Consider the following 24,902-nt stretch of genomic DNA (forward strand, 5'->3'; position numbering starts at 1 on the left):
GCGCATGGGCGCATGGACGCACGGGCGACCCGGCGACCCGGCGACCCGGCGACTACGACGCCGTACCGGTCAGATGCTCCGGCCGTACCGGCGTCCGGTTCAGCTCCAGACCCGTCGCGTTCCGGATCGCCGCGAGGACGGCCGGGGTCGACGACAGGGTGGGGGCCTCGCCGACGCCGCGCAGCCCGTACGGCGCGTGGTCGTCGGCGAGTTCGAGCACGTCGACGGGGATGGTCGGCGTGTCGAGGATCGTGGGGATGAGGTAGTCCGTGAAGGACGGGTTACGGACCTTCGCGGTCTTCGGGTCGACGACGATCTCCTCCATCACCGCGATACCGAGACCCTGGGTCGTACCGCCCTGGATCTGGCCCACCACGGAGAGCGGGTTGAGCGCCTTGCCGACGTCCTGGGCGCAGGCCAGCTCGACGACCTTGACCATGCCCAGCTCGGTGTCGACCTCGACGACCGCGCGGTGTGCGGCGAAGGAGTACTGGACGTGCCCGAACCCCTGCCCGGTCCGCAGGTCGAAGGGTTCGGTCGGCCGGTGCCGCCACTCCGCCTCGACCTCGACGGCCTCGTCCCCGAGGACGTCCACCAGGTCGGCCAGCACCTCACCGGCGTCGGTGACGACCTTGCCGCCCTCCAGGAGGAGTTCGGCGGTGGCCCAGGCCGGGTGGTACGTGCCGAACCTGCGCCGGCCCAGCTCCAGCACCTGCTCCCGGACCAGCTCGCAGCTGTTCTTCACGGCGCCGCCCGTGACGTACGTCTGCCGGGACGCGGAGGTCGAGCCGGCCGAACCCACCCGCGTGTCCGCCGGGTTGATGGTCACCTGCGTGACGCCCAGTTCGGTGCGGGCGATCTGCGCGTGGACGGTGATGCCGCCCTGGCCGACCTCCGCCATGGCCGTGTGGACGGTGGCGACGGGTTCGCCGCCGACGACCTCCATCCGGACGCGGGCGGTCGAGTAGTCGTCGAAGCCCTCGGAGAAGCCCACGTTCTTGATGCCGACCGCGTAGCCGACGCCCCGGACGACGCCCTCGCCGTGCGTGGTGTTGGACAGGCCGCCCGGCAGCTGTCGTACGTCGGCCGCCTCGCCCGCCGCGAGCCACTGGCGCTCCGGCGGCAGGGGCATCGCCTTGACGCGGCGCAGGAGTTCGGCGACCGGCGCCGGGGAGTCGACCGGCTGACCCGTGGGCAGGAGCGTGCCCTGCTCCATGGCGTTGATCTGCCGGAGCTCGACCGGGTCCATACCGAGCTTCGCCGCCAGTTTGTCCATCTGCGCCTCGTAGGCGAAGCACGCCTGGACCGCTCCGAAGCCCCGCATCGCGCCGCAGGGCGGGTTGTTGGTGTAGAGGGCGACCGCCTCGATGTCGACGTCCTCGACGACGTACGGTCCGGCGCCGAGCGAGGCGGCGTTGCCGACCACGGCCGGGGAGGCGGAGGCGTAGGCGCCGCCGTCCAGGACGATGCGGGCCTTGAGGTGGGTGAGCCTGCCGTCGCGCGTCGCCCCGTGCTCGTAGTACAGCTTCGCGGGGTGGCGGTGGACGTGCCCGAAGAAGGATTCGAAGCGGTTGTAGACGATCTTCACCGGCTTGCCGGTGCGCAGGGCCAGCAGGCAGGCGTGGATCTGCATCGACAGGTCCTCGCGGCCGCCGAAGGCACCGCCGACCCCGGCCAGGGTCATCCGGACCTTGTCCTCGGGCAGCCCGAGCACGGGCGCGATCTGCCGCAGGTCGGAGTGGAGCCACTGGGTGGCGATGTAGAGGTCGACACCGCCGTCCTCGGCGGGTACGGCGAGGCCGGACTCGGGGCCGAGGAAGGCCTGGTCCTGCATGCCGAAGACGTACTCGCCCTCGACGATCACATCGGCGCGCGTCCGGGCCGCCGCCACGTCGCCGCGGACGATGGGCTGGCGGTGGAGGATGTTGGGGTGCGCGACATGGCCGATGTGGTGGTCGGTGCGGCCCTCGTGGATCAGGATCGCGTCCGGCGCGGTCGCGGAGGCCTCGTCGGTGACGACCGGCAGTTCGCGGTACTCCACCCTGATCTTGGCGGCGGCGCGGCGCGCGGTCTCCGGATGGTCGGCGGCGACGATCGCGACGGGCTCGCCGTGGTGGCGGACCTTGCCGTGGGCGAGGACCGGGGTGTCCTGGATCTCCAGGCCGTAGTGGCGTACCTCGGTCGGCAGGTCGTCGTAGGTCATGACGGCGTACACGCCGGGGGTGGCGAGGGCCTCGGCCGTGTCGATGGAGACGATCTCGGCGTGGGCGACCGTGGAGCGCAGGATCTGGCCCCAGAGCATGTCCTCGTGCCACATGTCGGACGAGTACGCGAACTCGCCGGTGACCTTGAGGGTGCCGTCCGGGCGGAGCGTGGACTCGCCGATGCCGCCCCTGGTGCGGGAGCCCTGGGTGAGGGTGGTGGGCAGGCCGGTGGTTCCCATGATCAGACCCCTTCGGACTGCCGGGCGGCCGCGAGGCGGACCGCGTCCATGATCTTCTCGTAGCCGGTGCAGCGGCACAGGTTGCCCGACAGCGCCTCGCGGATGTCCGCGTCGCTGGGGTTCGGGGTGCGCTCCAGCATCTCGTCGGCCGCGACGAGCAGACCCGGGGTGCAGAAGCCGCACTGCACGGCGCCGGCGTCGATGAACGCCTGCTGGACCGGGGAGAGTTCGACCCCTTCGCCGGTCTGCGAGTCGGTGCCCCGGGCGGCCCACCGCCGGGCCGAGTCGAGCGAGGTCCCGTCCGCGCCGGACGTACCGCACGCGTTCGTCCCGCAACCGCCGTGCTCGGCGCGCTGCCTGGCGAAGTCCGCCAGTCCCTCGACGGTGACGACCTCGCGGCCCTCCACCTGTCCGGCGGCGACCAGACACGAACACACCGGCACGCCGTCCAGCCGGACGGTGCAGGAGCCGCACTCGCCCTGCTCACAGGCGTTCTTGGAACCCGGGAGGCCCAGCCGCTCCCTCAGCACGTACAGCAGGGACTCGCCCTCCCACACGTCGTCGGCTTCCTGCGGACGGCCGTTGACCGTGAAATTGACGCGCATTACGCAGCTCCCTCGGTGGCGGCGGTGCCGCGGTACGACTCCCAGGTCCACATCAGCGTGCGGCGGGCCATGACGCCGACCGCGTGGCGGCGGTAGCTCGCGGTGCCGCGGACGTCGTCGATCGGGTTGCAGGCGCCGGCGCACAGGTCGGCGAACTGCTTGGCGACCGACGGGGTGATGATCCGGCCGTTGTCCCAGAAGCCGCCCTCGTCGAGCGCCGCGTTCAGGAACTCCTCGGCGGCCCTGGCCCGGACGGGGGTCGGCGCGGCCGAGCCGATACCGGTCCGGACGGTCCGTGAGGCCGGGTGGAGGGCGAACCCGAAGGCGCACACGGCGATGACCATGGCGTTGCGGGTGCCGACCTTGGAGTACTGCTGCGGGCCGTCCGCCTTGTCGATGTGGACGGCGCGGATCAGTTCGTCGGGCGCGAGCGCGTTGCGCTTGACGCCGGTGTAGAAGTCGTCGATGGGGATGAGGCGGGTGCCGCGTACGGACTCGGCCTCGACCTGGGCGCCCGCCGCGAGGAGGGCCGGGTGGGCGTCGCCGGCCGGGGAGGCGGTGCCGAGGTTGCCGCCGACGCCGCCGCGGTTGCGGATCTGTGGGGAGGCGACCGTGTGCGAGGCCAGGGCGAGGCCGGGCAGCTCGGTACGGAGGTTCTCCATGATCCGGGTGTAGGGGACGGACGCGCCGAGGCGGACCGTGTCCTCGCCGACCTCCCACTCGGAGAGTTCGCCGATGCGGTTCAGGTCGAGCAGATGCCCGGGCCGACGGTGGTCGAAGTTGATCTCGACCATCACGTCGGTGCCGCCGGCGATCGGCACAGCGGTGGGGTGCTCGGCCTTCGCGGCGAGCGCCTCCTCCCAGCTGGCGGGGCGAAGGAAGTCCATCTGAACGGCTCTCTTCTTCGTATGTGTCGTTCTCTTCGAGCCAGATCGTGTGCGGCGGGCCCGGCTCGTTCATGGGCTGTCCACGTGTCGTGGGTCTCAGTACACAGCGCCCGCCCGGCACCGGTCAGTCACGGAAAACATGAAGGAGTTGGCTGGCCAGGGGGCGCATCTTGTAGATTCGTATGAACGGAGGCCCTCGGCAACCTCTCCGTTCTCGGCTGGAAACATCCCGCACACACGCGGGGCCTTTGGCCTTCACGACCACCCTCCTCCGGAAGCCTCGGGCACGCTTCCCGGGTGAACCGAACGTTGTTTTCGAGACAGGAACGGCGGCGACGAGAATGCGGCTGCGCGCACTGCTGGACACCGACGCGCTGGGTCTGCGGCTGCTCGGCGGCGGGGACGAGCTGGACCGCACCGTGCGCGGTGTGATGACCACCGACCTCAGGGACCCCAGCCGCTACCTCTCCGGCGGTGAGCTGGTGCTCACGGGCCTGGCCTGGCGCCGGGACGCCGCCGACTCCGAGCCCTTCGTACGGCTCCTGGCAGGCGCCGGGGTCACCGCGCTGGCGGCCGGCGAGGCGGAGCTGGGCGACATCCCGGAGGACCTCGTCGTGGCCTGCGCCCGCCACCGGCTCCCGCTCTTCGCGGTCAACGAGTCGGTGGCCTTCGCGACGATCACCGAGCACGTCGTACGGCAGGTCTCCGGCGAGCGCGCCGGAGACCTGGCGGCCGTGGTGGACCGCCACCGCCGGATGATGACGTCCGGCCCGGCGGGCGGCGGCCCGGACGTGGTCCTGGACCTGCTCGGCTCGGACCTGGACCTGCGCGCCTGGGTGCTCTCCCCCGCCGGCCGGCTCGTCGCGGGCCCCGAGGACGCCGGGCCCGCCCTGCCCGCCGAACTGCGCGCGCGGCTGGCCGCCGAACATCTGGCGGCGACCCGCACCGGACGGCGCGGACCGCACCGCGTGACCGTCGGCACCACCACGTACTCGCTCTTCCCGATCGGCGGCGCGGGCCGCGGCACGGACCCCCTCGCGCGGGACGTGCGCGCGACCGTGCTGTCCGAGTGGCTCCTCGCGGTCGAGGCCGACGCCGGGGACTGGCCCGCCGAACGGCTCGACCTGCTGCAGGGCGTCACCCAGCTGATCGCGGTCGAGCGCGACCGACGCGACGCGGCCCGTACGGTACGGCGAAGACTCGCCCAGGAGGTCCTGGAACTGGTGCAGGCGGGGGCGGCCCCGGCCGAGATCGCGGCCCGGCTGCGGGTGGCCGCGCCGGTCCTGCTGCCCGGTCTCGGGTCGGCACCGCACTGGCAGATCGTCGTGGCCCGGGTCGAGTGGGACGGCGGCGAGACCGACAGCGGTCCGGTCACCCAGGCGCTTCTGGAGGAGATCCTCGTCGATCCCCTGGCGACGGGCCCGGAGCCCTCGGACCGGATCGCCGTAGCCCACGCGGGTGAGGAGGCCATCGCCCTCGTCCCCCTCCCCGCCGTCTCCTCGGGGCCCGACGGCCCGGAGCCGGGCATCCACGCCGACACGCTCCTCACCGCCGTACGGGACCCGCTGACCGCCGGACTCGACGACGACGGGCGGCTCACCCTCGGTGTCAGCGCCGCCGTGCACTCGGCGGAGGGCCTGCGCGGCGCGCTGGAGGAGGCCCGGCACGCCCGCCGGGTGGCCGCCGCCCGCTCCGGCCGGGTCTGCGCGGCGGGCCACCAGGAACTGGCCTCGCACGTGTTGCTCCTGCCCTTCGTCCCCGACGACGTGCGCCGCGCCTTCACGGCCCGGCTCCTGGACCCCCTGCGCGACTACGACCGCCGGCACCGCGCCGAGCTGATCCCCACCCTGGAGGCGTTCCTGGAGTGCGACGGCTCCTGGACGCGCTGCGCCGCCCGGCTTCACCTGCATGTCAACACGCTGCGCTACCGGGTGGGCCGCATCGAGCAGTTGACGAGCCGGGACCTCTCCCGGCTGGAGGACAAGCTGGACTTCTTCCTGGCCCTGCGCATGAGCTGAGGTCATGGGGTGGTGGGCGAAGATCCAAGTGCGCCGTCCGCACCCCATGACTTTGTGAATTCCTTCACCCACCCCCTTGGCCGGGCCACGGAATCCGTGCTGAGATGCGGCCACCACTCAAAGCTCAAGGGCGTGCTCGGGGAGGGCAACGTGGCGCACACCGCCATGTCCGGTAACGGAACGACCGCCGGTGACGATCCACTCCAGACCGCGGTATGGCGGCTGCGCTCACGCGCCTGCTGGGTCGACGCGGCAGCCCTGATCGAGCCCGACACCCCACAGGCCTCGCTGCAGCGGACCGCGCTGCTCGTCGAGCGCTGCCTCTACACCGAGCAGGGCTGGGAGGAGGCCGAGGACGCGCTGCGCACGGCCGAGGCGCAGGCCCGTACCGACGACGAGCGGGGCGCGGCGGCCTGCGAGCGCGGCCAACTGGCGTACGCGGCCACACTGCTCCATGTCCGGGACCGCGCCGACGAGGCGCGGGCCGCGCTCGGCCGGGCGGCGGCCCTGATCGCCCCCGGCGCGCCCGGCCGGGCCCTGCTCGACTTCCGGCGGGGGGTTCTCGCCGAGAACCTCGCGCGCTCCCCGCAGGCCGCGCGTGCCGCCTATCGGCGGGCCCACGCCGGGGCGACCGCGCACGACGACCTGCTCCTGCAGTCGTTCACCTGGCGTCATCTCGCCGGACTCGCCCTGCGGGACGGCGAGTTGGCCGAGGCGCGGCACGGCTTCGCCGAATCCCTGCGCATTCGCGAGGAGTTGGGCTACCTGGTCGGCACCGCCCCGGCTCTCGTCGCCCTCGCGGACACCGAGTCCGAACCGGAGGCGTCGCGGCTGCGCGAGGAGGCGGGGCGGCTGTTCCGGCTGCTGGGCGGTGTACCGACATGGCTGGCCCGGCAGTTGGCACCACCGCCTGCCGCGACGGCGTGACGGGGGCGTGAGTGAGGTCGCGTCGGCGACCTCACTCACGCCCCGAAGTGCTTCTCCACCAGACAGCACGCCGCTTCCAGGTCCTCGGCCAGCAACGCGTCCAGCAACGCGATGTGTTCCGCCGCGTCAGCCATCAGCTCCACGCGCCCCCCACTCCCGACATCCCCCAAGTGCCCGACCCCCAAGGGCAGTTGCGTACGCCGGTGCAGATCGTCCGCGATCTGCAGCAGCTGCTCGTTCCCCGCCAGCCCCAGCACCCCCCGGTGAAAGGCCCGGTCCGCGTCCCCGTACGTGGCCCGGCACCCGGTGGACGCCGCGCGAGCCGTCTCGTCGGCGAGCGGCCGCAGTTCGCCCCAGCGGTCAGCCGGCACCGTACGCGCGAGCCGCATGACCACCGGCACCTGGAGCAGCGCCCGCACCTCCGCCAGCTCGGCCAGCTCCCGGGCGCCCCGCCGTACGACACGGAAGCCCCGGTTGGGCACGACCTCGACCGCGCCCTCGATGGCCAGTTGCTGCATCGCCTCGCGCACGGGGGTCGCGGAGACCCCGAACCGCTCACCCAGCGCGGGCGCCGAGTACACCTCGCCCGGCGTCAGCTCCCCGCCCGCGAGCGCGGCCCGCAGCGCGTCGAGGATCTGCCCCCGTACGGAGGACCGCTGGAGGACGGGTCGCTCCGGCGTGCGCGGCAGTGGGATGGGCGTCTCGCTGTGCGTGTGCTCGCCCCGGACCGCGTCGGTGACGCCGCCGGTGTCGCCGCGCACCGCGGCCGGGCCGCCGCCGTCCACGGTGATACCCCGCGCCCGGTCGACGTCCGCGACTCCGGGCTGCGCGGGCACACGATAGGCCGACGCCGGACGGGCGGCGGCCTCCGGCGCACTCGCGGCGGCCTGACGCGAGCGCGGTCCGGCCTGCTCCACGGGTCCTCCTGCGAGCCGAGTCGTGTGTCGAGTGGGTCGAGCAGCGCGGCCGCCGGGGTACATGGGGGCGCTTAGGTCACTACTGGGGTTGTTACCGGTCGTAAAGCACCATAGGCGCACATGCCCTCAGTTCAAACCTCGACCACCTCGGGTAAGGTAAGCCTTACTTGGCCAGCGATGGTGAAACGGCGGTCCCCGCATGCCCCACTCAGCTCCGGCACCGGCCCTTTCCGCGCGCACGTCGCCCATGACGGCCGCGTACGCCCGCCTGACCGAGGTCCTGCCGATGGTGAGCGTGACGGAACTCTCCCCCATGGATCCGTTGCCCGACGGTGAGGGGTGGGTCCGCGCGGCCGGGCTCGCGGCGGCCGGAGCCGAACTCGACGCGTTCCTCGCCTGGGACGAGGCCCAGATACGGCGGGACCACGGCCGCGAGGGCCGGCCGGACGTGGTGGCGGCCTTCGGACTGCACCGGTACTCCTGGTACGCCTGCCTCCTCTTCACCGTCCCCTGGTTCCTGCAGCGCCGGGTGCCCCGGTTTCCCGCCGGACAGGTGGCGTTCCAGCGGGAGCGGAGCCGGCTGGCGGTGCGCGGCGAGACGTTCAGCTGCCTGCCCGGCGATCCGGCGGCCGCCGAGCCGGGCGCCCGGGTGGTCCCGGACGAGGAGGCGCTGCGGGCCGAGCTGCGGGCGGCCTTCGCCGAGCACATAGAACCGGTCCTCGGCGGCTTCGGCCCCCGGATGCGGCGGCGGGGGCGGGCGCTGTGGGGCATGGCGACCGACGAGATCGTCGAGGGGATCTGGTACGTCGCCGAACTCCTGGGCGCCGACGAGCAGGAGCGCTGCCGGCGCGAGCTGGAGCTGCTGCTGCCGGGCGCGACCCGGCCGTACGTGGGGACCGCGGGCTTCCGTGAACTGACCGGCCCCGGCGGCGAGTCGCTGCCCACCCGGGACCGGGCGAGCTGCTGCATGTTCTACACGCTGGCCCCGGAGGACACCTGCGTCACCTGCCCGCGCACCTGCGAGGCGGACCGGATCGGCAGACTGACGGCAGTCGTCGGCAGTTGACGGACCCTCGGGGGGACGAGGATGCTTCTCGCCCGGGCCACCCCCCGGCGATCGCCCGCGGCATGTGCCGTAAGATCAAATCCGGGTGGGAACCTCGTTTGATTACAGCTGGTTCACAAATTCCTCACTTGTCACAGGAACTTTCCGTGGAACCACTCGAACGGGTAATCTCACTCGCACTCTACTCCCGTCCCTCGCGCGGTAGTTCGAGCAGAATGCCGCCTGGCGTCACTCATTGCACTTCTTTGGCGGTCTCTTGCCCCGAAACCCCCTGAGGGCCGCGAGGATTGGGCCACTATGGCGGGCGTTACGCCCTATCCCAATGCAAGGGACCCCTGATGAGATTGACCGACATATCGCTGAACTGGCTGCTTCCGGGCGCCGTACTGCTCCTGGGGATGCTGGCGGCGGTTGCGGTGCTCGCGCGCGGCAAGCGCTCCGGGGAGCACGCGAAGACCGATGACTCGTGGGAACGCAGCGAGGAGCGCCGCAGGCGCAAGGAGGCCCTCTACGCCACGGCGTCCTACATCCTCCTCTTCTGCTGTGCCGCGGTCGCCGCCGCGCTCTCCTTCCGCGGCCTGGTCGGCTTCGGCGAGCAGAACCTGGGCCTCTCCAACGGGTGGCAGTACCTGGTTCCGTTCGGCCTGGACGGCGCCGCCATGTTCTGCTCGGTGCTCGCCGTGCGCGAGGCCAGCCACGGTGACGCGGCCCTCGGCTCACGGATACTCGTGTGGACGTTCGCCGGTGCGGCGGCCTGGTTCAACTGGGTGCACGCCCCCAGGGGTCTCGGCCACGACGGCGCCCCGCAGTTCTTCGCAGGCATGTCCATGTCCGCCGCGGTGCTGTTCGACCGCGCGCTCAAGCAGACCCGCCGCGCCGCACTGCGCGAGCAGGGCCTGGTACCGCGTCCGTTGCCGCAGATCCGTATCGTCCGCTGGCTGCGGGCCCCGCGCGAGACGTACAAGGCCTGGTCGCTGATGCTCCTGGAGGGCGTGCGCAGCCTGGACGAGGCCGTGGACGAGGTGCGCGAGGACAAGCGGATCAAGGAAGAGACCCGGACGCGCAAGCGGGAGCAGGAGCGTCTGGAGCGCGCCCACCTCAAGGCGATCAGCCGGGGCCACCGGGGTCTGCCCGGTCGTGGCGGCGGTGGCGGCGGTGGCGGGCGCCAGGTGGACACCACGGTGGAGCGCGTACCGGCGGCCCAGGTGGCCTCGGAGCCCGCCATATCGACGCCGGAGCAGCTGCCCGTGCGCTCGCGTCCCTCCCTGCAGCCCGTGCGCAACGCTGACAAGTCGCTCACCGTCGACCTCACCGCCGAGGACGACACCATGGCCCTGCCGCGACTCGACTCCCTGGAGCGCAAGCTCAAGGATCTGGAGCAGCAGTTCGGCTGAGGACGGCCGGCGGCTCGGACTGAGCCACACATCGGACAGGGGCGCGGCACGAGCCGCGCCCCTGTCCGTTTCACGTCGAGGGGGCCGCCAGACCGCCGTCGAGGTCGAACCAGACCGCCTTGCCCACCCCGTGCGGCCGTACCCCCCAGGCGTCGGCCAGGGCCTGCACGAGGAAGAGGCCGCGTCCGTTGGTGCTGTCGTCGGCGGTCTGCACCCTGGGTCTGGGCCTGCGTCCCACGAAGTCCCGGACCTCCACGTGGAGTCCGCGCGGTGAGACGGTCGCGGTCAGTACCGCGTCGTGGTCGGTGTGGATGAGCGCGTTGGTGACCAGCTCGCTCGTCAGCAGTTCCGCTATCTCCGATCGTTCCGGCCGCCCCCATTGCCGCAGCAGCTCCCGCAGGGCCCTGCGGGCCTCGGGCACCGCCTTCAGGTCCGCCCGCCCCAGTGTGCGTTCCAGCTGTTCCGCGTCGGCCCTGTCCGTCGGGTCGCCGACCGCTTCCTCCACCACCTCTGCCGAGGAGGCCCCTGTCGCCACGGGACCACTCCCTCGCGCCTGCCTCTTCATGACCCCCGCCCACGCGCCGATGACGATTCCCCCTGTTCCGAACACGTACACGGGGATCCATGCCCCGTCCGGATCGCGGCACTCATGTCGAATCGTCAACGACCCTCCGTACGCTTTCAAACGCACAGGGTCAAGCCAGCCGTCGCCACCGCGGGAGAGCGCTTCCCCTCCCCCGAAACCACCGCACGGCCCGCCGGACCCGTCCGCCCACCGCGCCCGCGGCACCCCCACCCCAGGCCGAGGACGGGCGCAACTGCGCATGCGGGGCCCCGGATCCGGCCACATCCCACCCGCGGACGGCCGTCCCGCGCGCACCGCGATCCCGGCCCGGGCCGGCGGCCCGGCTCGATGATGTTGATTGGCCGGAAACCTTCGCTGGTACAGGCCAACCCGCGGCTGATTGACGCCCTTGCGCGTCCTGTGGGGCGGGGTCTCAGGCCTCCCACACGGCGGCGGCCGTACGGTCGTCCGCGTAGCCCTTGACCCTGACCTGGGCATCGGCGAGGAAGGCGGCGAGACCGGGCGGCTCGCCGGCCCCCCAGCGCGACGCCAGATGCTCGGCGAGCGGGGCCTCCCCGCGCAGCGGTTCGGCCAGACCGCTGCTGCACAGGAGCAGGACGTCCTCCTCCCGAGCCACGGAGGCGCGGAAGCGGAAGGGTTCGCGGGGCGGCGCGGGGGCGGGTTCGTACGGGCTCGGGGGTGTCGCGATGTTGAGGTCCATGGTGAGACGGTCGCCGTCGGGGGTCTCGTGGGGCAGCGAGCCATAGCCGAGCACCGGTGCGCCGGCCGTGTCGGCGATCCGGGGCTCTATGTCCTGCCACTCCCCGTCCCGCAGCCGGAACAGTCCGCCGGCGCCCACCCCGAAGAAGACGCGTGTACGGCACCGGGGGTCGGCCGGGATCAGCAGGCAGCGCAGGCTCGCCGTGTACTCCTCCGGGTCGAGCCCCTGCTCGACCGCGCCGGCGCGCAGTTTGCCGAGGCTGCGGTCGGTGAGCCGGTGCAGCCCGGACTTGAGGTCGCCGCGCCGGGCCGCGCGGATGTCCTCCACCAGCCGTGCGTGGCTCAGCCCGACGGCCCGCCCGATCCACCGGCACGCCTCCGCCGCCGCGCGGTGTGCGCCCGGTGTGGCGCGGGCGCCGGTCGCCACGGCCACCAGCAGGAGCGCCTGTTCGCCGAGGCCGAAGCGGGCGGTGAGGAGCGCGTCGCGGCGCGGCTCGCCCCGGTAGCGCGCCGAGTCACCGCGCAGCGACGCGGCGCGCAGCGTGCACGCCCCGTAGCGCGCGCCGTCCAGCACCGTGTCCGCGACCAGGTCACCCAGATCCTCCGGGTCCGCCGGCGGCAGCGCGGTCGGTTCCGCGTCGTACGTGGGCGGCCCGGACCCCACGTACTCGACCCGCACTCGCCTGCTCCCGGTGACCAGGGTGACCTCCTGTGCCTGGAGCGTGGGGGGCGGGGCGTCGGACGGTTCGGTGGCCGGGGAGGGTGCGGGGGTGCCATCGCGGGACGGATCCCCGGGGTGCCCGCCGCCGCCCTCGGGCGGCACGTCCGCCGGGGGGCTCACGACGGGCACGCCACCCGGGGACCGCTGCGCGGGCGCACGCCGCCAGGGCGCGACCGCGCGGAAGCCGGGCGGGGTGGGCCCGGACGGAAAGGTCACCGGCCCGGACGCCTGGGCCACCGGCGGCTCCCAGGGCGCCCGCTGCGAAACGAGCCCGCGGCGGGGGTCCGCGGCGGGGCCGGGGGCGGGCGGAAGGGTGGGGGCCGGGGGCGGAGGGGCGTGGTCGGGCACCGGAGGGGTGCGGTCGGGGGGCGAGGACGGAGGGGTGTGGTCCGGCGGAGGCGGGATGCGGTCCGGCGGAGGAGGGGTGCGGTCGGATGCGGGCGGGGGGCCGTTGTACGGAGTGGTGCCGGTGGGCGGGGCGGGGGGCGCGGGGGGTACCGGCGGGTGACCCGGCCGGTCGCCAGCGTCGCTCTGCCGGGGGCCGCCGGGCGCGCCCTGCGGCGGCACCCTGTCCGTGTAGGGGCCCGGGGCGTGGCCGGGGGGCGGCGGCACCGCGTCGGTCGGCGGACTCGGCGGGTTCGGGCCGGTGCCCGTGCCGCCCCGTCGTCCGTCGGGCTCGCCCCGTGACGTGGCCCTGGTGGCCGATGTGCCCGGCACGGCCGCCCAGGCGCCGGAGGTGCCCGGTACGGCCCCCCAGGCGCCCGGCGGACTCGACGTCCTCGGCCGACTCGGCGTACTCGCCGGGACGGGCGCGTCCGGCGCGTTCGGCGCTTCCGGCGCGGTCGGCGCGGTCGGCGCTTCCGGCGCGGTCGGCACTTCCGGCGGATCCGGCGCATCCAGTCCGTCCGGCGCACTCGCCGGAGTCGTCCGCGGCTTCCCGACCGTGTCCGCCGCCGAGGCGAAGCGGTCGTCGAGGGAATCGGCCGCGACCGAGGGGCCCGTGTCCCCGTTGGTGTCGTCGTCGTACAACTGCCGCCACCAGTCGTCCTCGTGACCGGTGGGCCTCTCCCCCTGCTGGCTCATCCCCTAATTGTCCACCTCAGGAGCCGTATGAAAACGGGGCATCCGGAAAATCGGTCCGCAGAGCCGACGACGTCACGGCGTGTCGGACTACACGTCGAACTCCGGTGCGAGGCAAGGGAGTCGGGGAAAGTCGAGGGATCACAGGGATCCGGGCACGCGGCGGCGGGCGGGTGGCGGTCGGCCCGAGTGTGCGGCACGTTCCTGGGATCCCGCCGTGAGGCCTCGCCTCGTCGACCGCCCCGGCACGACACCCCGACCGCGGCCGGGAGGGGCCGGGCCGGCACGCGTACGAGCCGGCCCGTGTATCTGGACCGACATCTCTGACCTGCGCTTTCGCGCGCGGTCCTGCACCCTGGGCAGATGGGAGCGTGGGAACTCCTGCTGGTCGCGGTGGTGCTCCTGCTCGGCCTGTGCGGAGTGCTGGTGCCCGGCGTGCCGGGGTCCTGGCTGGTGTGGGCCGGGGTCATGTGGTGGGCTCTGGAGGATCCCCGGCCCGCCGCCTGGTGGGTGCTGGTCGGGGCCACCGTCGTGCTGCTCGTGTCCTGGGCGGTCCGCTGGGGCCTGCCACCCCGGCGCCTGACGGAGAGCGGCGCCACCCCCCGCATGGGCGTGTACGCGGGCTCCGGCGCCTTCCTCGGCTTCGTGCTGCTCCCCGTGCTCGGCGCGATCCCGGGCTTCGTCGGCGGTATCTACCTCTCCGAGCGGCTCCGCCTCGGCCGTCACGACGCGGCGAAGGCCGCCACCCGCACGGCGATGCGCTCGGGCGGGTCGAACGTGCTGGCGGAACTCTTCGCGTGCCTGCTGGTGGCGGGAGCGTGGGTGGGTGTGGTGTTCGGCGGCTGAGACCGGCCCACGCCGTCCGGCACCACCGCGCGCCCCCACGCCGCGCGCCCCCACGCCGCGCGCCCCCACGCCGCGCGCCCCCACATCGCGCGGCAGCACACCGCGAGGCAGTACACCGCGAGCCACGCGCTAGAGCACGCCCTCCAGGCCGAGGAGGAGACGCTTGCGGCCGAGGCCGCCGGCGTACCCCGTGAGGGTGCCGTTCGCGCCGATCACCCGGTGGCAGGGGCGGAGGATGAGGAGGGGGTTGGCGCCGATCGCCCCGCCCACGGCCCGTACGGCGGCCCGGGGCGCCCCGATACGGGCGGCGACGGCACCGTACGTCGTGGTCGCGCCGTAGGGGACGTCGTCGAGCGCGGCCCAGACCCGCCGCCGGAAGTCGGTGCCCTCGCCGCGCAACTCCAGCCGGAACTGCGTGAGTTCCCCGGCGAAGTAGGCGGCGAGCTGCTCCTCGGCCGCCCGGAACGGCCCCCGGTCGCGTACCCAGCCAGGCAGCGGGACCCGCCCGCCCTTCTGGTCCGGCACGGAGAGGGAGGTGAGGGCGCCGGAGCCGTCGGCGGTGAGGAGGAGTGGCCCGGTGGGGCTGTCGACGACGGTGTAGAGGGTGTCCTGCTCGGTGCTCACGACTGAACTCCTTGTCCCAGAGCCTTTTCCTGTGCCTGTGCCTGTGCCCGTGTCTTTCGTCGTGCCTGCGGCTTCGTCCGCGTCCGCGTCTGCCGCCGTGCGGCCGTGACCGGCTCCCGCTCGTCCGCCGAGCCGAGGTGCTGGAGGGCGTACGAGCGCCAGGGCCGCCAGGCGTCCGGCAGGGTCTCGTCCGGGGGTGCCGCGTCCGGGTCGCCGAGGGCGCGGGCGCGGATCGCCGCGACGGTACGGGCGCGCAGACCGGGCAGGGCGAGCAGGGCCGCCTCGGTGGCGTCCCGGTCCGCCCCCACGTCGAGGCGGACGGTGCCGTCGGCCAGGGCGGCGGCGAGGGCTCCGAGCGGGCCGGTCTCGCCGGTCAGTGCGGCCGGTTCGGGGAACAGGTGGGTCAGCGTCCCGTGCGGGGCGTCCAGGGTCTTGCCGTACGCCTGTACGAGGCGTGCCGCCTCCTCGCGGCCCACGAGCGCCCGTACCGCGAACTCCTCCGGATCGGCCGTGCCCGGCGAGCGCAGCCCCGGCCTCGCGGCGACGAGCGGGGCGAGGCGCGCGTCCTCGGCGAGACGCGCGTCCACGGCGTACGGGTCGGCGTCCAGATCGAACAGCCGCCGCAGCCGCTGCACGGCGGTGGTGAGGTCCCGGGGGTCGGTGAGACGCAGCCGGGCGTCGAGCCAGCCGCCGGGGTGCGGGGCCGCGGACGGGGCCGGGGGCGGCGGTGTGCGCGGCCGACCGCTCACCGGCCGTTCGCCTACCTCGGCGATGGCGGTGCCGTACGGGAGGCGGAGGGTGCGCCGGTAGGTGCGCCGGCCGCGTCCGCCGGTCATCTCCTCGACGCCGGTGACGGCCTCGGCGGCGAGGACGTCGAAGAGCGCGGTGGACTGGTACGGGCCCCGGTGAGCGAGCCGGAGCGGGATACCGGCGCTCGGCGAGGACGCGGAGCGCCGGGGTGCGCCGGCGCGAAGGCCACTGGGAGTCAGGGCGTACACGGCCCTGATCGTGTCGTTGAACTGGCGCACGCTGGCGAAACCGGACGCGAAGGCGATCTCGGTGACCGGCAGGGCGGTGGTCTGCAGGAGCACGCGGGCGGTGTGCGCCCGCTGGGCGCGGGCCAGGGCGACGGGCCCGGCGCCGACCTCGGCGGTGAGCTGGCGCTGGACCTGGCGCGCGCTGTATCCCAGCCGTACGGCCAGCCCGGCGACGCCCTCCCGGTCGACCACACCGTCCCCGATGAGCCGCATGGCCCGCCCCACGGCGTCCGCGCGGACGTTCCACTCGGCCGAGCCGGGGACGGCGTCCGGCCGGCACCGCCGGCAGGCACGGAAGCCCGCGCCCTGGGCGGCGGCGGCCGACGCGTAGAAGCGGACGTTCTCCCGTTTCGGCGTGACCGCCGGGCAGCTCGGCCGGCAGTAGATTCCGGTCGTCCCGACGGCGAAGAAGAACTCGCCGTCGAACCGCCCGTCCCTGCTGCGTACGGCCTCGTACCTGGTGTCCTCGTCCCTCATGACATCAAGTGTCGACGACGGCGACGAGCGGGGCTGGCGGGATTCGGACACGACGCTGAGTGCCCCGGGGGACCGGGAAGGGAAGCAGGGGCGCGCGGCCCCGCTCCCCCCGGGGTCGTGTCGCGCGGAACCACGCGACACGACCCCACCCGCGGGCGCCGGGATCAGCGCCGGCCGCCCCTCTTCGCCTCCATCGCCGCGCGGCCCTCCGCGCCGCGCCGCTTCCACTCCTTGCGGATCTCGGCCCGCACCCGCGCGTCGCTCTTGGCGACGATTCGCTGGTTCTCCCGGAGCAGCTTGCGGTAGCTGTCGAGGCGTCGCTCGGGCAGTTCACCGGACTCGACCGCGCCGAGGACCGCGCAGCCAGGCTCGGCGATGTGCGCGCAGTCGTGGAAACGGCAGTCGGCGGCGAGTGCCTCGATCTCCGCGAAGACCTGTCCGACCCCGCTCTCGGCGTCCCAGAGGCCGACGCCGCGCAGGCCCGGGGTGTCGATGAGGACCCCGCCGCCGGGCAGGGCGAGGAGGTTGCGGGTGGTCGTGGTGTGCCGTCCCTTGCCGTCCACGTCACGGATGGCCTGGACGTCCATCACGTCGTCGCCGAGCAGCGCGTTGGCGAGGGTCGACTTGCCGGCGCCGGACTGCCCGAGCAGTACGGAGGTGCCGCCGGAGAGCACCGCGGCGAGGACGTCGAGGCCCTCGCCGAGCGCGGAACTGACCGTCAGCACGGCGACGCCGGGCGCGACGGTCTCCACGTCCTGCACGAGATGCGCCAGTGTGGCGGCGTCCGGCACGAGGTCGGCCTTGGTGAGCACGACCACCGGTTGCGCCCCGGACTCCCAGGCCAGCGCGAGGAACCGTTCGACACGGCCGAGGTCGAGTTCCAGGGCGAGCGACACGGCGACGACCGCGTGATCGACGTTGGCCGCGAGGATCTGTCCCTCGGCGCGCTTGGAGGAGGTGGAGCGCACGAAGGCGCTGCGGCGGGGCAGGTAGGTGCGGACGTAGCGGGGGTCGCCCGCGGGTTCCACGGCCACCCAGTCGCCCGTGCACACCACCCGCAGCGGGTCGTGGGGGGTGACGAACGCGGTGTCGGCCCGCAGCAGGCCGTCCGAGGTGATGACGTCGCACTGGCCCCGGTCGACCCGGACGACACGGCCGGACAGGAGACCCTGCTCGGCGTGGACGGCGAACTCCGCTTCCCAGCCGTCGTCCCAGCCGTACACGGCGAGAGGGTGCGGGGAAGTCGAAGAGGCCGAAAGGGAAAGGAGGTTCAAGGGAAACCCTTCACAAGGGCGGCCCCGGCGGCACGCGAGTGCGCGCTGTGTGGGAAAGGTCAGCCGGAGGCCACGGAGGTGGAGTGGATGATCTTCTGGTTGCGGGCAGCGCCCATCACAGAGACAGCCATCGGTCACACCTCCCGTTTCTCCGTACGACTGACGTACTTCCGCGTACTGGTTCGTACTACCGACACACGACTGACAGCGGCAGCCCTGAGCCACCGCGTGAAGCCCCCTCAGGATAGGAACACCCGGCGGCGGACGCCAACCGATTTCTCACGGGCTTCGAACGGCTGCCGCACCCACAGAGTGGCGCGGAACCGACGCCCGGGTTCCCCCGGCCGTCGGTCCCGTACGGGTCACTTCCCGAGGAAGGCGAGGAGCGCGGTGTTGACCTCCTCCGCGTGGGTCCACAGCAGGCCGTGCGGGGCGCCCTCGATCTCGACGTAGTCGGCGGAGGGGAGCGCCTTGTGGAACGGGCGGGCGGTGCCCTCCACCGGCAGGATCCGGTCGCCCGTACCGTGCAGGATCAGGGCCGGCACGTCGATGGCCGGGATGTCCGCCCGGAAGTCGGTGTACCAGGTCGACGGCGCGGCGGCGGCGGCGAAGAACCCGCCGCCCGCCGCGACGTCCCAGCTGTGGCGGACCGCTTCCTCGCTGATCCTGGTGCCGAGGTTCTCGTCCAGGTTGTAGAAGTCCTTGTAGAAGTCGGTGTAGTAGGCGTACCGGTCCGCCTTCACGGCCGCGACGACGCCGTCGAAGAACTCCTTCGGGGCGACCCCGTCCGGGTTGTCGTCGGACTTCAGCAGGCAGGGCTCCAGCGACGCGAGGAACGCCACCTTGGCGACCCGCTCCGTGCCGTGGACGGACACGTACCGGGCGACCTCGCCCGTGCCCATCGAGAACCCGACCAGGACGGCGTCACGCAGGTCGAGGGTCTCCATCACCGTGTTCAGGTCGGCGGCGAAGGTGTCGTAGTCGTAGCCGGTCGTCGGCTGGCCGGACTGTCCGAAACCGCGGCGGTCGTACGTGATGACCCGGTACCCCGCCTCCAGGAGTACGGCGCTCTGCCGCTCCCAGAAGTGCCCGTCGAGCGGGAAGCCGTGGATGAGGACGACCGGCTGCCCGGTCCCGTGGTCCTCGTAGTAGAGGTCGATGGTGGTCGAGTTCTCCTGACCCACGGTGATGTACGGCATGGGGTTCGTTCCTTCGTTCGCGGATGACCGGCGTCCGGCTGAGCGGTACGCACGGCGGGAATGCGACGACCATAGAAACGATCATCCGCTGTCGATCGTCCACGAGTGCACCGGTTCTTGCCCGGCAGCGCAAGGGTGGAGCCGCGGTTCGCGTTCGCGGAGCCCCGCCGGCCGTCCGCGACGGTGCGCCGCGACGGGCGCCACCGCACGCGCCGCGGGGCAGGGCGCGCGCCCCGGGCGGGCTCTCGCCCTCCGGGACGCGGCGCGTTCACTTCCCCGTCGCGCAGGGACTCCCGTCGAGCGTGAACTTCACGGGGTCGGGGTTGTCGAAGCCCTGCCAGATGCCGAGGAAGCCGACGCCGAAGGTGCCGCCCGCGGTCACGGACTTGTTGTAGTCGGCGGCGGTGACGCTGACCTGCGAGCCCTCCTGGTCGAAGGTGCCGTCCCACATCTGGGTGACGCGCTGGTCGCCCGCGTAGGTCCAGCCGAGGCGCCAGCCGTCGAGGGCCTTCTTGGAGGTGACGGTGACGGTGGCCTGGAAGCCGCCGGGCCATTCGTTGACGAGCTGGTAGCGGACGTGGCAGGTGGCCTTGGGCGACTTGCCGGGGTCGACCGGCTTGTGGGAGACGCGGGCCGGCGACGAGGAGTCGCCCTGGGGCTCCTCGTTGCTGTTGCCGCCCTTGTCCTTGTCGTCGCCCTTGTCGTCCTTGTCGCCGGAACCGGTCGGCCCGGGCCGGGTCGTGCTCTGCAGTTCGGAGCCCTCCCCGGACGGGGCCGGGGACACCGGGAACCTCGGGTCCTGCTGGACCACCGGTGAGTCGTCGGCGGACGGGCCGCCCGCGACCGTGTCGTCCTCGCCGAAGGGCATGAGGGAGACAGCGAGCGCCAGCACGGAGACCAGGCCGGCGGCGACGAGCAGCCCGTTGCGGCCGAACCGGGGCCCCGGCTCCCGGCCCGGTGAGAGCCCGCGGTCGGCACCGGTGGCGTCGGCGCGCCCGGGGAGCAGCCCGGCGTCGGCCGCGCGGCGGCGGCGCTCCAGGTAGGCGAGTCCGCTCCAGCCGATCACGCCGCCGGCGAGCGCGGCGGGCAGACCCCCGCCGTGCAGGCCGAGACAGGCCGCGGCCTCGGCGCACTCCACGCAGGTGGCGAGGTGGCGCGAGAGGTCGTCGGGGGTGTCGGTGCCGGGCGAGCGGGTGACCGCGTCCAGCAGCCGGGCGTAGCTGCGGCAGTCGGGGTTCATGGGCGTGTCGAGCTGACTGCGGGCGCAGCGATCCCTGAACAGCGCACGCACCTGGTCGAGTTCGGACCGGGCGACCTCCGGGTCCAGGCCGAGGCGGCGGGCCACCGAGCCCAGCGGCAGCGACTCGACCTCGGCGAGCCACAGCAGGGCCGCGTCGGGTTCCTGCATGTCACGCAGGGCGCGCAGGGCGAGGGGGCGGTGCAGGGGCGGGCCGGTGTAACGGGCGGCCTTGTCCGAGTTGAGCCACAGGCGCAGGTCGGGGTCGAGCCGGTGGCCCTGGCCGCCCGTCTCCCAGGTCGCGGCGGTGGTCCTGACCCAGGTCAGGAGGAAGGGTATGCGTGGCAGCCGCAGGGCACGCCGTCCGGCACCGCGGTCGGCCCATATGTCGAACTCCAGGGCGCGGGCCTCGTGCATGCCGTGCGTGAAGGCGTCGGTGGCCAGTTGGGTCGCCGCCGTCGAACCGGACGTGCACAGGTCGGCGTACGACAGGACCGCGTCCCAGCACTCCGAGAACAGCGCGGCCTCGGCGGCGTCCTGGGGCTTCGGCAGGTCGGGCATGGGTCTCCTGCATCCACAGAGCGAGGGGGGAAGTTCGCAAAAGCGGTCAACTACCCTTTGCTTCAAGGGAGTTGGGGGGACCACCTTGCGGGTGGCCCAGAGCTTTTCACGGTTTCCGCACAACTGACAAGCCGCGTCTTCAAATGCCGTCACCAGCGGTCACGCTTGTGGAGTTGTACGTACGCCGGGCCCGATCGACTCAACCGTCACAGGAGTTACCGACTGGAAACCTCGTCGGCACTCTCCGTGTCGGCCCCCTTCTCCCCCCTCTAGCCCTTGGGCGTCTCCCCGGCCGCCTCCTTGGGCGCCCCTTCGGTCTCCTCGACGGCCGGGAGGCTGTCCATGAAGGAGCTGACGGAGAAGACGGCGTTACCGGGTCCGGGCGGGCCGTAGCCGGGCGGCGAGGACAGCCCGAACTCGTCCATCGTGGCGCGGTAGGCCTGCAGCAGCCGGATGTGGTACTCCAGCGGCGCGCCCTGCGGGTTGGCCTTGCCGAGCGGGGTCGTGGGCTCCGGGCACCAGGTGGTGAAGCGGGGCGTGATGCCGTGCGACATGAAGAAGCGCAGGCCCTCGGTGGTCGAGGCGATGGCCTCGTCGACCGTGGTGAACCCGAACGGCTCGGCCATCTCCACGCCCGCCACGAAGTTGGGGATCACGTTGCGCGCGCCGAAGACGCCCGCCGAGTCCAGGATCCGCTTGTGCCACTCGTCGCGGCCGACGTAGCGCTCCTTGCCGGGGCAGTACATCTTGAAGAGGTACTCGTCCCACACCTCGTAGTTGGGGTGGTAGATCTTGACGCCGTAGTCGTGGAAGCGCTTGACGTCGTCCAGCGGCAGCGCCTGGGCGACGACCTTGCCGATCCAGCGGTCGGGGAAGCGCTCCTCGATGGCCTTGGCGTAGTGGCCGTAGAAGTCGGCCTCGTCCCGGCCGGAGACCGTCTTGGTGATGGCGCCGCCGGTGAGCGTGTACGCGGTGGAGGTCTTCGCCGTGTCGTACCGGTCGATGATCTCCAGTGCCTCCAGGACCTCGTCGACGTCCTTCACACCGGTGTACGGCCGGCCCGCCGCCTTGTGCTGTCGCCAGTTGTGGTTGATGTCGCAGTACTGGCACTCCTCCTTCGCGCCGAAGTACTGGCAGACCCGGAAGACGGTGAGGTAGATCAGGTAGCCCCACTGGATGGTGGGGGCCACCTCCATCACGGACTTCCCGTTGGAGAGGGTGTGCCGGTAGTACTCGGGCATGGGCGGCACGCCGACGTCGGCGATGCGCCGGCCGTCGAGGTAGAGGCCGAGGAGGCCCTCCTCGTCGGAGGCCACCCGGTAGGGAGACGCGGGGTTGACCCGTACGGAGACGACCGTACGCCGCAGGTCGTACGGGCCGCCGGTGAGGATGATCTCCTCCGGCGGGCGGCGCAGCGCGGCCTCGCCCAGCTCGGGGAGGGTGCCGTGGTCGAAGGAGAAGATGAAGTACGACTTCGGCTTGACCTCGCCCTTCTCGTTGTCGCTCAGCGCGGAGGCGTCGAACGCCACTCCACCCCTGAGCAGGTCCTCCTTGAAGACGGCTTCCCGTGGCACGTGCGGGAACCTCTCCATCAGGTCCTCCACCAGTGCGGTGCGGCTGCCCATCCCGTTCTCCTCGCTCCCGACGTCACGCAAGAGGTCGTCCGTCGTCGTTGTTCGCCACCTCACGGTATGCCTCCGCGGGCGGGGAGGTGGGAGCGGGGGCCCTCGGCGGTGCGGGGGTGACGACGGTCACCGGTTTCCTCGTGCGCGCGCCGCGCGGGCACCGGCCGCCGGGAGCGGCCCGGGGGCAGCGGCTGCTCCCGGTGCCGGGGCCGGTCGATGTGTCCGGGCGCCTCGTGGCGTGGGCCGTCACGGCGGCGGTGCCGGGTTCACGCCATGCGTTCCAGCGTCGTGCGGTCCAGGGCGTGGGCCAGTTCCCGGCCCGTGGTGAGGCGTTCGGCCTCTTCCGTGACCGCGAGACCGAGGCGGGCGACCTCGTTTCCCTGGGAGCCGGCCAGGTGGGGGGTGACGAAGGCGTTCGGCAGGTCGAGGAGGGGGGAGTCGGCGGGCAGGGGTTCGGGGTCGGTGACGTCGAGGACCGCGGAGAGCCGGCCGGCGCGCAGCTCGTCGACGAGGGCGTCGTGGTCGACGAGGGCGCCGCGCGCGGTGTTGACCAGGACGGCCCCGTCGGGCATGAGGGCGAGTGCGCGGCGGTCGAGGAGCCGGTGGGTCTCGGGGGTGTCCGGGGCGTGCACGGTGACGATGTCGCAGGTGCGCAGCAGGTCGTCGAGCGGCAGCAGGGGTACGCCGAGGGCGGCGGCCCCGGACTCGTCGACGTAGGGGTCGGTGAGGCTCACCCGGAGGTCGAAGGGGCGCAGCAGTTCGATGACGCGGCGGCCGATGCGGGAGGCGCCGATGACACCGACGCGGCGGCCGTGGTTGCCGATGCCGGGGACGAAGCCCCAGCCCGGCGAGACGCGCTCGGTCCGCAGGCGTTCACGGCGGCCGAGGATGTCCTTGCCGGCGAGCAGGATCATGGCGAGCGTGTACTCGGCGACGGGCACGGCATTGGCGGCGGCGGCCGTGGAGACGGCGATCCCCCGCTCCCAGACGGCGGGGGTGACGAACCCCTTCACCGAGCCCGCCGAGTGCAGCACCGCCCGCAGCCGGGGCGCGGCGTCCAGGACCGCCCGGTCGATACGGGGGCAGCCCCAGCCCGTGACCAGCACCTCGGCCTCGGCCAGCACCTTCCGGACCCGAGGGTCGGCGAAGTCCTCGGCGACCAGGGCGGGATCGATCTCGACGGTCTCGCGCAGCCGGGACAGCACCTCCGGCGGAAAGACCTGCGGAACGTTCTCTGCCGTCATGGCGAACAGGGCGAGCGGACGCTCGGGCAAGGAAGGACCTTCCGACTGGGGAGACGGGCGACAGCAACCGCTCTCTACGGTAGGCAGGCGCCCGCCGGAGGGTCAATGAACGGGCGTGGGACCGGGGCGGAGAAGATGACCCTCGACAGCGACGGCTCATGGAGCGCGGAGGACATCCAGCATGACGGCGGAGACCCTGACCAACTGGGCCGGGAACATCACGTACAGCGTGCAGGAGCTGCACCGGCCGCGCACCGTCGACGCGCTGCGGGCCCTGGTCGCGGGCAGCGAGCGCGTGCGGGTGCTGGGCAGCGGGCACTCGTTCAACGAGATCGCGGAGCCCGGCCCCGAGGGCGTTCTGCTCTCCCTGACCGGCCTGCCACCGGCGATCGACGTGGACACGGCGGCCCGTACGGTCCGGGTCGGCGGCGGTGTCCGGTACGCGGAGCTGGCCCGCGCGGTGCACGCCCACGGTCTCGCCCTGCACAACATGGCCTCCCTCCCGCACATCTCCGTCGCCGGCTCGGTGGCCACCGGCACCCACGGCTCCGGCGACGGCAACGGTCCGCTCGCGGCGGCGGTGCGCGAGGTCGAGCTGGTCACGGCGGACGGGTCGGCGCTGACGCTCACGCGGGGCGACGACCGCTTCGGCGCGGCGGTCACCTCGCTCGGCGCCCTCGGCGTGGTCACCGCGCTCACCCTCGACCTGGAGCCCGCCTTCGAGGTGACCCAGCACGTCTTCGGTGAACTCCCCCTGGACGGGCTGGACTTCGACGCCGTGTCGGCGTCGGCGTACAGCGTGAGCCTCTTCACCCGCTGGCAGCACGCCGGCTTCGACCAGGTGTGGGTCAAGCGGCGTCGGGACCGGCCGACGACGGACTTCCCGTGGGCCGCGCCCGCGACCGAGGCGATGCATCCGGTGCCGGGGATGCCGGCGGTGAACTGCACCGAGCAGTTCGGGGTGCCCGGCCCCTGGCACGAGCGGCTGCCGCACTTCCGGGCGGAGTTCACGCCGAGCAGCGGGGAGGAGCTGCAGTCGGAGTATCTGCTGCCGCGCCCGTTCGCCCTGGACGCCCTGCGCGCGGTCGACGGGATCCGGCACGTCGTGGCACCGGTGCTGCAGGTCTGCGAGGTCCGGACGATGGCCGCCGACGAGCAGTGGATCGGCCCCGCCGAGGGCCGGGACACGGTCGCGCTGCACTTCACGTGGATCGCGGACGCGGCGCCGGTCCTGCCGGTGGTGCGACGGGTGGAGGAGGTGCTCGCGCCGTTCGAGGCCCGGCCGCACTGGGGCAAGGTGTTCACCGTGCCGGCGGCCGAACTGGGGCGGCTGTACCCCCGGCTGGGTGATTTCCGGCGGGTGGCCGACGGCCTGGACCCGGCGGGCAAGTTCCGCAACACCTTCGTACAGGAGGTCCTCGGCGCCTGAGCGCCC

At 73.1% G+C, this 24,902-nt stretch carries 20 protein-coding genes; 7 read left to right on the forward strand and 13 right to left on the reverse strand.

Annotated features, from left to right (window positions below):
- Window positions 1-52 precede the first annotated feature (52 nt).
- The 3 genes from ACWCRJ_RS07350 to ACWCRJ_RS07360 are packed head-to-tail and all read right to left on the reverse strand — an operon-like array spanning window position 53 to window position 3,935.
- Complete coding sequence (locus tag ACWCRJ_RS07350; RefSeq protein ID WP_450938379.1) at window positions 53-2,443, reverse strand: xanthine dehydrogenase family protein molybdopterin-binding subunit; 2,391 nt, start codon at window positions 2,441-2,443, stop codon at window positions 53-55.
- 2 nt (window positions 2,444-2,445) lie between these two features.
- Window positions 2,446-3,048 carry a (2Fe-2S)-binding protein gene (locus ACWCRJ_RS07355; RefSeq protein WP_450938380.1) on the reverse strand — a complete coding sequence of 201 codons (603 nt, stop codon included), beginning with the start codon at window positions 3,046-3,048 and terminating at the stop codon, window positions 2,446-2,448.
- The gene (locus ACWCRJ_RS07360) at window positions 3,048-3,935 is read right to left on the reverse strand and encodes an FAD binding domain-containing protein (protein WP_450938381.1); all 888 of its coding nucleotides are present in this window, start codon (window positions 3,933-3,935) and stop codon (window positions 3,048-3,050) included. The genes ACWCRJ_RS07355 and ACWCRJ_RS07360 overlap by 1 nt, the downstream gene beginning before the upstream one ends.
- Window positions 3,936-4,276: 341 nt before the next feature.
- Between ACWCRJ_RS07360 and ACWCRJ_RS07365 the strand changes: the two genes are divergently transcribed.
- A complete protein-coding gene (locus ACWCRJ_RS07365; RefSeq protein WP_450938382.1) occupies window positions 4,277-5,953 on the forward strand; it encodes a PucR family transcriptional regulator in 1,677 nt (558 codons plus the stop codon).
- A 150-nt stretch (window positions 5,954-6,103) separates the two neighbouring features.
- On the forward strand, window positions 6,104-6,880 hold the full coding sequence (locus tag ACWCRJ_RS07370) for a hypothetical protein (protein WP_450938383.1): 777 nt from the start codon (window positions 6,104-6,106) through the stop codon (window positions 6,878-6,880).
- A gap of 35 nt (window positions 6,881-6,915) precedes the next feature.
- On the opposite strand, the gene ACWCRJ_RS07375 is transcribed toward ACWCRJ_RS07370, so the two are convergent.
- Complete coding sequence (locus ACWCRJ_RS07375; protein WP_450938384.1) at window positions 6,916-7,797, reverse strand: GntR family transcriptional regulator; 882 nt, start codon at window positions 7,795-7,797, stop codon at window positions 6,916-6,918.
- Between the two features lie 199 nt (window positions 7,798-7,996).
- On the opposite strand from ACWCRJ_RS07375, the gene ACWCRJ_RS07380 reads away from it, so the two are divergent.
- On the forward strand, window positions 7,997-8,863 hold the full coding sequence (locus ACWCRJ_RS07380; RefSeq protein WP_450938385.1) for a (2Fe-2S)-binding protein: 867 nt from the start codon (window positions 7,997-7,999) through the stop codon (window positions 8,861-8,863).
- Between the two features lie 338 nt (window positions 8,864-9,201).
- A complete protein-coding gene (locus ACWCRJ_RS07385) occupies window positions 9,202-10,257 on the forward strand; it encodes a DUF2637 domain-containing protein (RefSeq protein WP_028796597.1) in 1,056 nt (351 codons plus the stop codon).
- Window positions 10,258-10,327: 70 nt separating this feature from the next.
- On the opposite strand, the gene ACWCRJ_RS07390 is transcribed toward ACWCRJ_RS07385, so the two are convergent.
- On the reverse strand, window positions 10,328-10,822 hold the full coding sequence (locus ACWCRJ_RS07390; RefSeq protein ID WP_450938427.1) for an ATP-binding protein: 495 nt from the start codon (window positions 10,820-10,822) through the stop codon (window positions 10,328-10,330).
- 433 nt (window positions 10,823-11,255) lie between these two features.
- The gene (locus tag ACWCRJ_RS07395) at window positions 11,256-12,980 is read right to left on the reverse strand and encodes a protein phosphatase 2C domain-containing protein (protein ID WP_450938386.1); all 1,725 of its coding nucleotides are present in this window, start codon (window positions 12,978-12,980) and stop codon (window positions 11,256-11,258) included.
- On the opposite strand from ACWCRJ_RS07395, the gene ACWCRJ_RS07400 reads away from it, so the two are divergent.
- Together ACWCRJ_RS07400 and ACWCRJ_RS07405 are read left to right on the forward strand one after the other, a co-directional pair.
- Window positions 12,961-13,317, forward strand: coding sequence for a hypothetical protein (locus ACWCRJ_RS07400; RefSeq protein ID WP_450938387.1), 357 nt, complete (start codon window positions 12,961-12,963; stop codon window positions 13,315-13,317). The two genes, ACWCRJ_RS07395 and ACWCRJ_RS07400, sit on opposite strands and share 20 nt — an antisense overlap.
- A 389-nt stretch (window positions 13,318-13,706) precedes the next feature.
- Window positions 13,707-14,189, forward strand: a complete 483-nt coding sequence (locus ACWCRJ_RS07405) for a DUF456 domain-containing protein (RefSeq protein WP_450938388.1) — start codon at window positions 13,707-13,709, stop codon at window positions 14,187-14,189.
- Window positions 14,190-14,318: 129 nt separating this feature from the next.
- Here ACWCRJ_RS07405 and ACWCRJ_RS07410 read toward each other — a convergent pair whose 3' ends face one another.
- From ACWCRJ_RS07410 to ACWCRJ_RS07440, 7 genes are all read right to left on the reverse strand, one after another.
- Window positions 14,319-14,813 (reverse strand): methylated-DNA--[protein]-cysteine S-methyltransferase, encoded by a 495-nt coding sequence (locus ACWCRJ_RS07410; protein ID WP_450938389.1) that lies wholly within the window; start codon window positions 14,811-14,813, stop codon window positions 14,319-14,321.
- The gene (locus ACWCRJ_RS07415; protein ID WP_450938390.1) at window positions 14,810-16,327 is read right to left on the reverse strand and encodes an AlkA N-terminal domain-containing protein; all 1,518 of its coding nucleotides are present in this window, start codon (window positions 16,325-16,327) and stop codon (window positions 14,810-14,812) included. Before ACWCRJ_RS07415 ends, ACWCRJ_RS07410 begins: the two co-directional genes overlap by 4 nt.
- A gap of 164 nt (window positions 16,328-16,491) precedes the next feature.
- A complete protein-coding gene (gene rsgA / locus ACWCRJ_RS07420) occupies window positions 16,492-17,601 on the reverse strand; it encodes a ribosome small subunit-dependent GTPase A (protein ID WP_450938391.1) in 1,110 nt (369 codons plus the stop codon).
- Window positions 17,602-17,963: 362 nt separating this feature from the next.
- Window positions 17,964-18,800, reverse strand: a complete 837-nt coding sequence (locus ACWCRJ_RS07425) for an alpha/beta fold hydrolase (protein WP_450938392.1) — start codon at window positions 18,798-18,800, stop codon at window positions 17,964-17,966.
- 268 nt (window positions 18,801-19,068) lie between these two features.
- Window positions 19,069-20,598: a cellulose binding domain-containing protein gene (locus ACWCRJ_RS07430; RefSeq protein ID WP_450938393.1), complete on the reverse strand. Its 1,530-nt coding sequence runs from the start codon at window positions 20,596-20,598 to the stop codon at window positions 19,069-19,071.
- 269 nt (window positions 20,599-20,867) lie between these two features.
- Entirely contained in the window at window positions 20,868-22,223 is a 1,356-nt protein-coding gene (locus ACWCRJ_RS07435) for a radical SAM protein (RefSeq protein ID WP_450938394.1), read from the reverse strand.
- Window positions 22,224-22,489: 266 nt separating this feature from the next.
- Window positions 22,490-23,497: a hydroxyacid dehydrogenase gene (locus tag ACWCRJ_RS07440; RefSeq protein ID WP_450938395.1), complete on the reverse strand. Its 1,008-nt coding sequence runs from the start codon at window positions 23,495-23,497 to the stop codon at window positions 22,490-22,492.
- A 151-nt stretch (window positions 23,498-23,648) separates the two neighbouring features.
- Between ACWCRJ_RS07440 and ACWCRJ_RS07445 the strand changes: the two genes are divergently transcribed.
- Window positions 23,649-24,896, forward strand: coding sequence for an FAD-binding protein (locus ACWCRJ_RS07445; RefSeq protein ID WP_450938396.1), 1,248 nt, complete (start codon window positions 23,649-23,651; stop codon window positions 24,894-24,896).
- The last annotated feature ends 6 nt before the right edge of the window (window positions 24,897-24,902 follow it).

This window comes from Streptomyces sp. NPDC002324 (genome assembly GCF_053593335.1).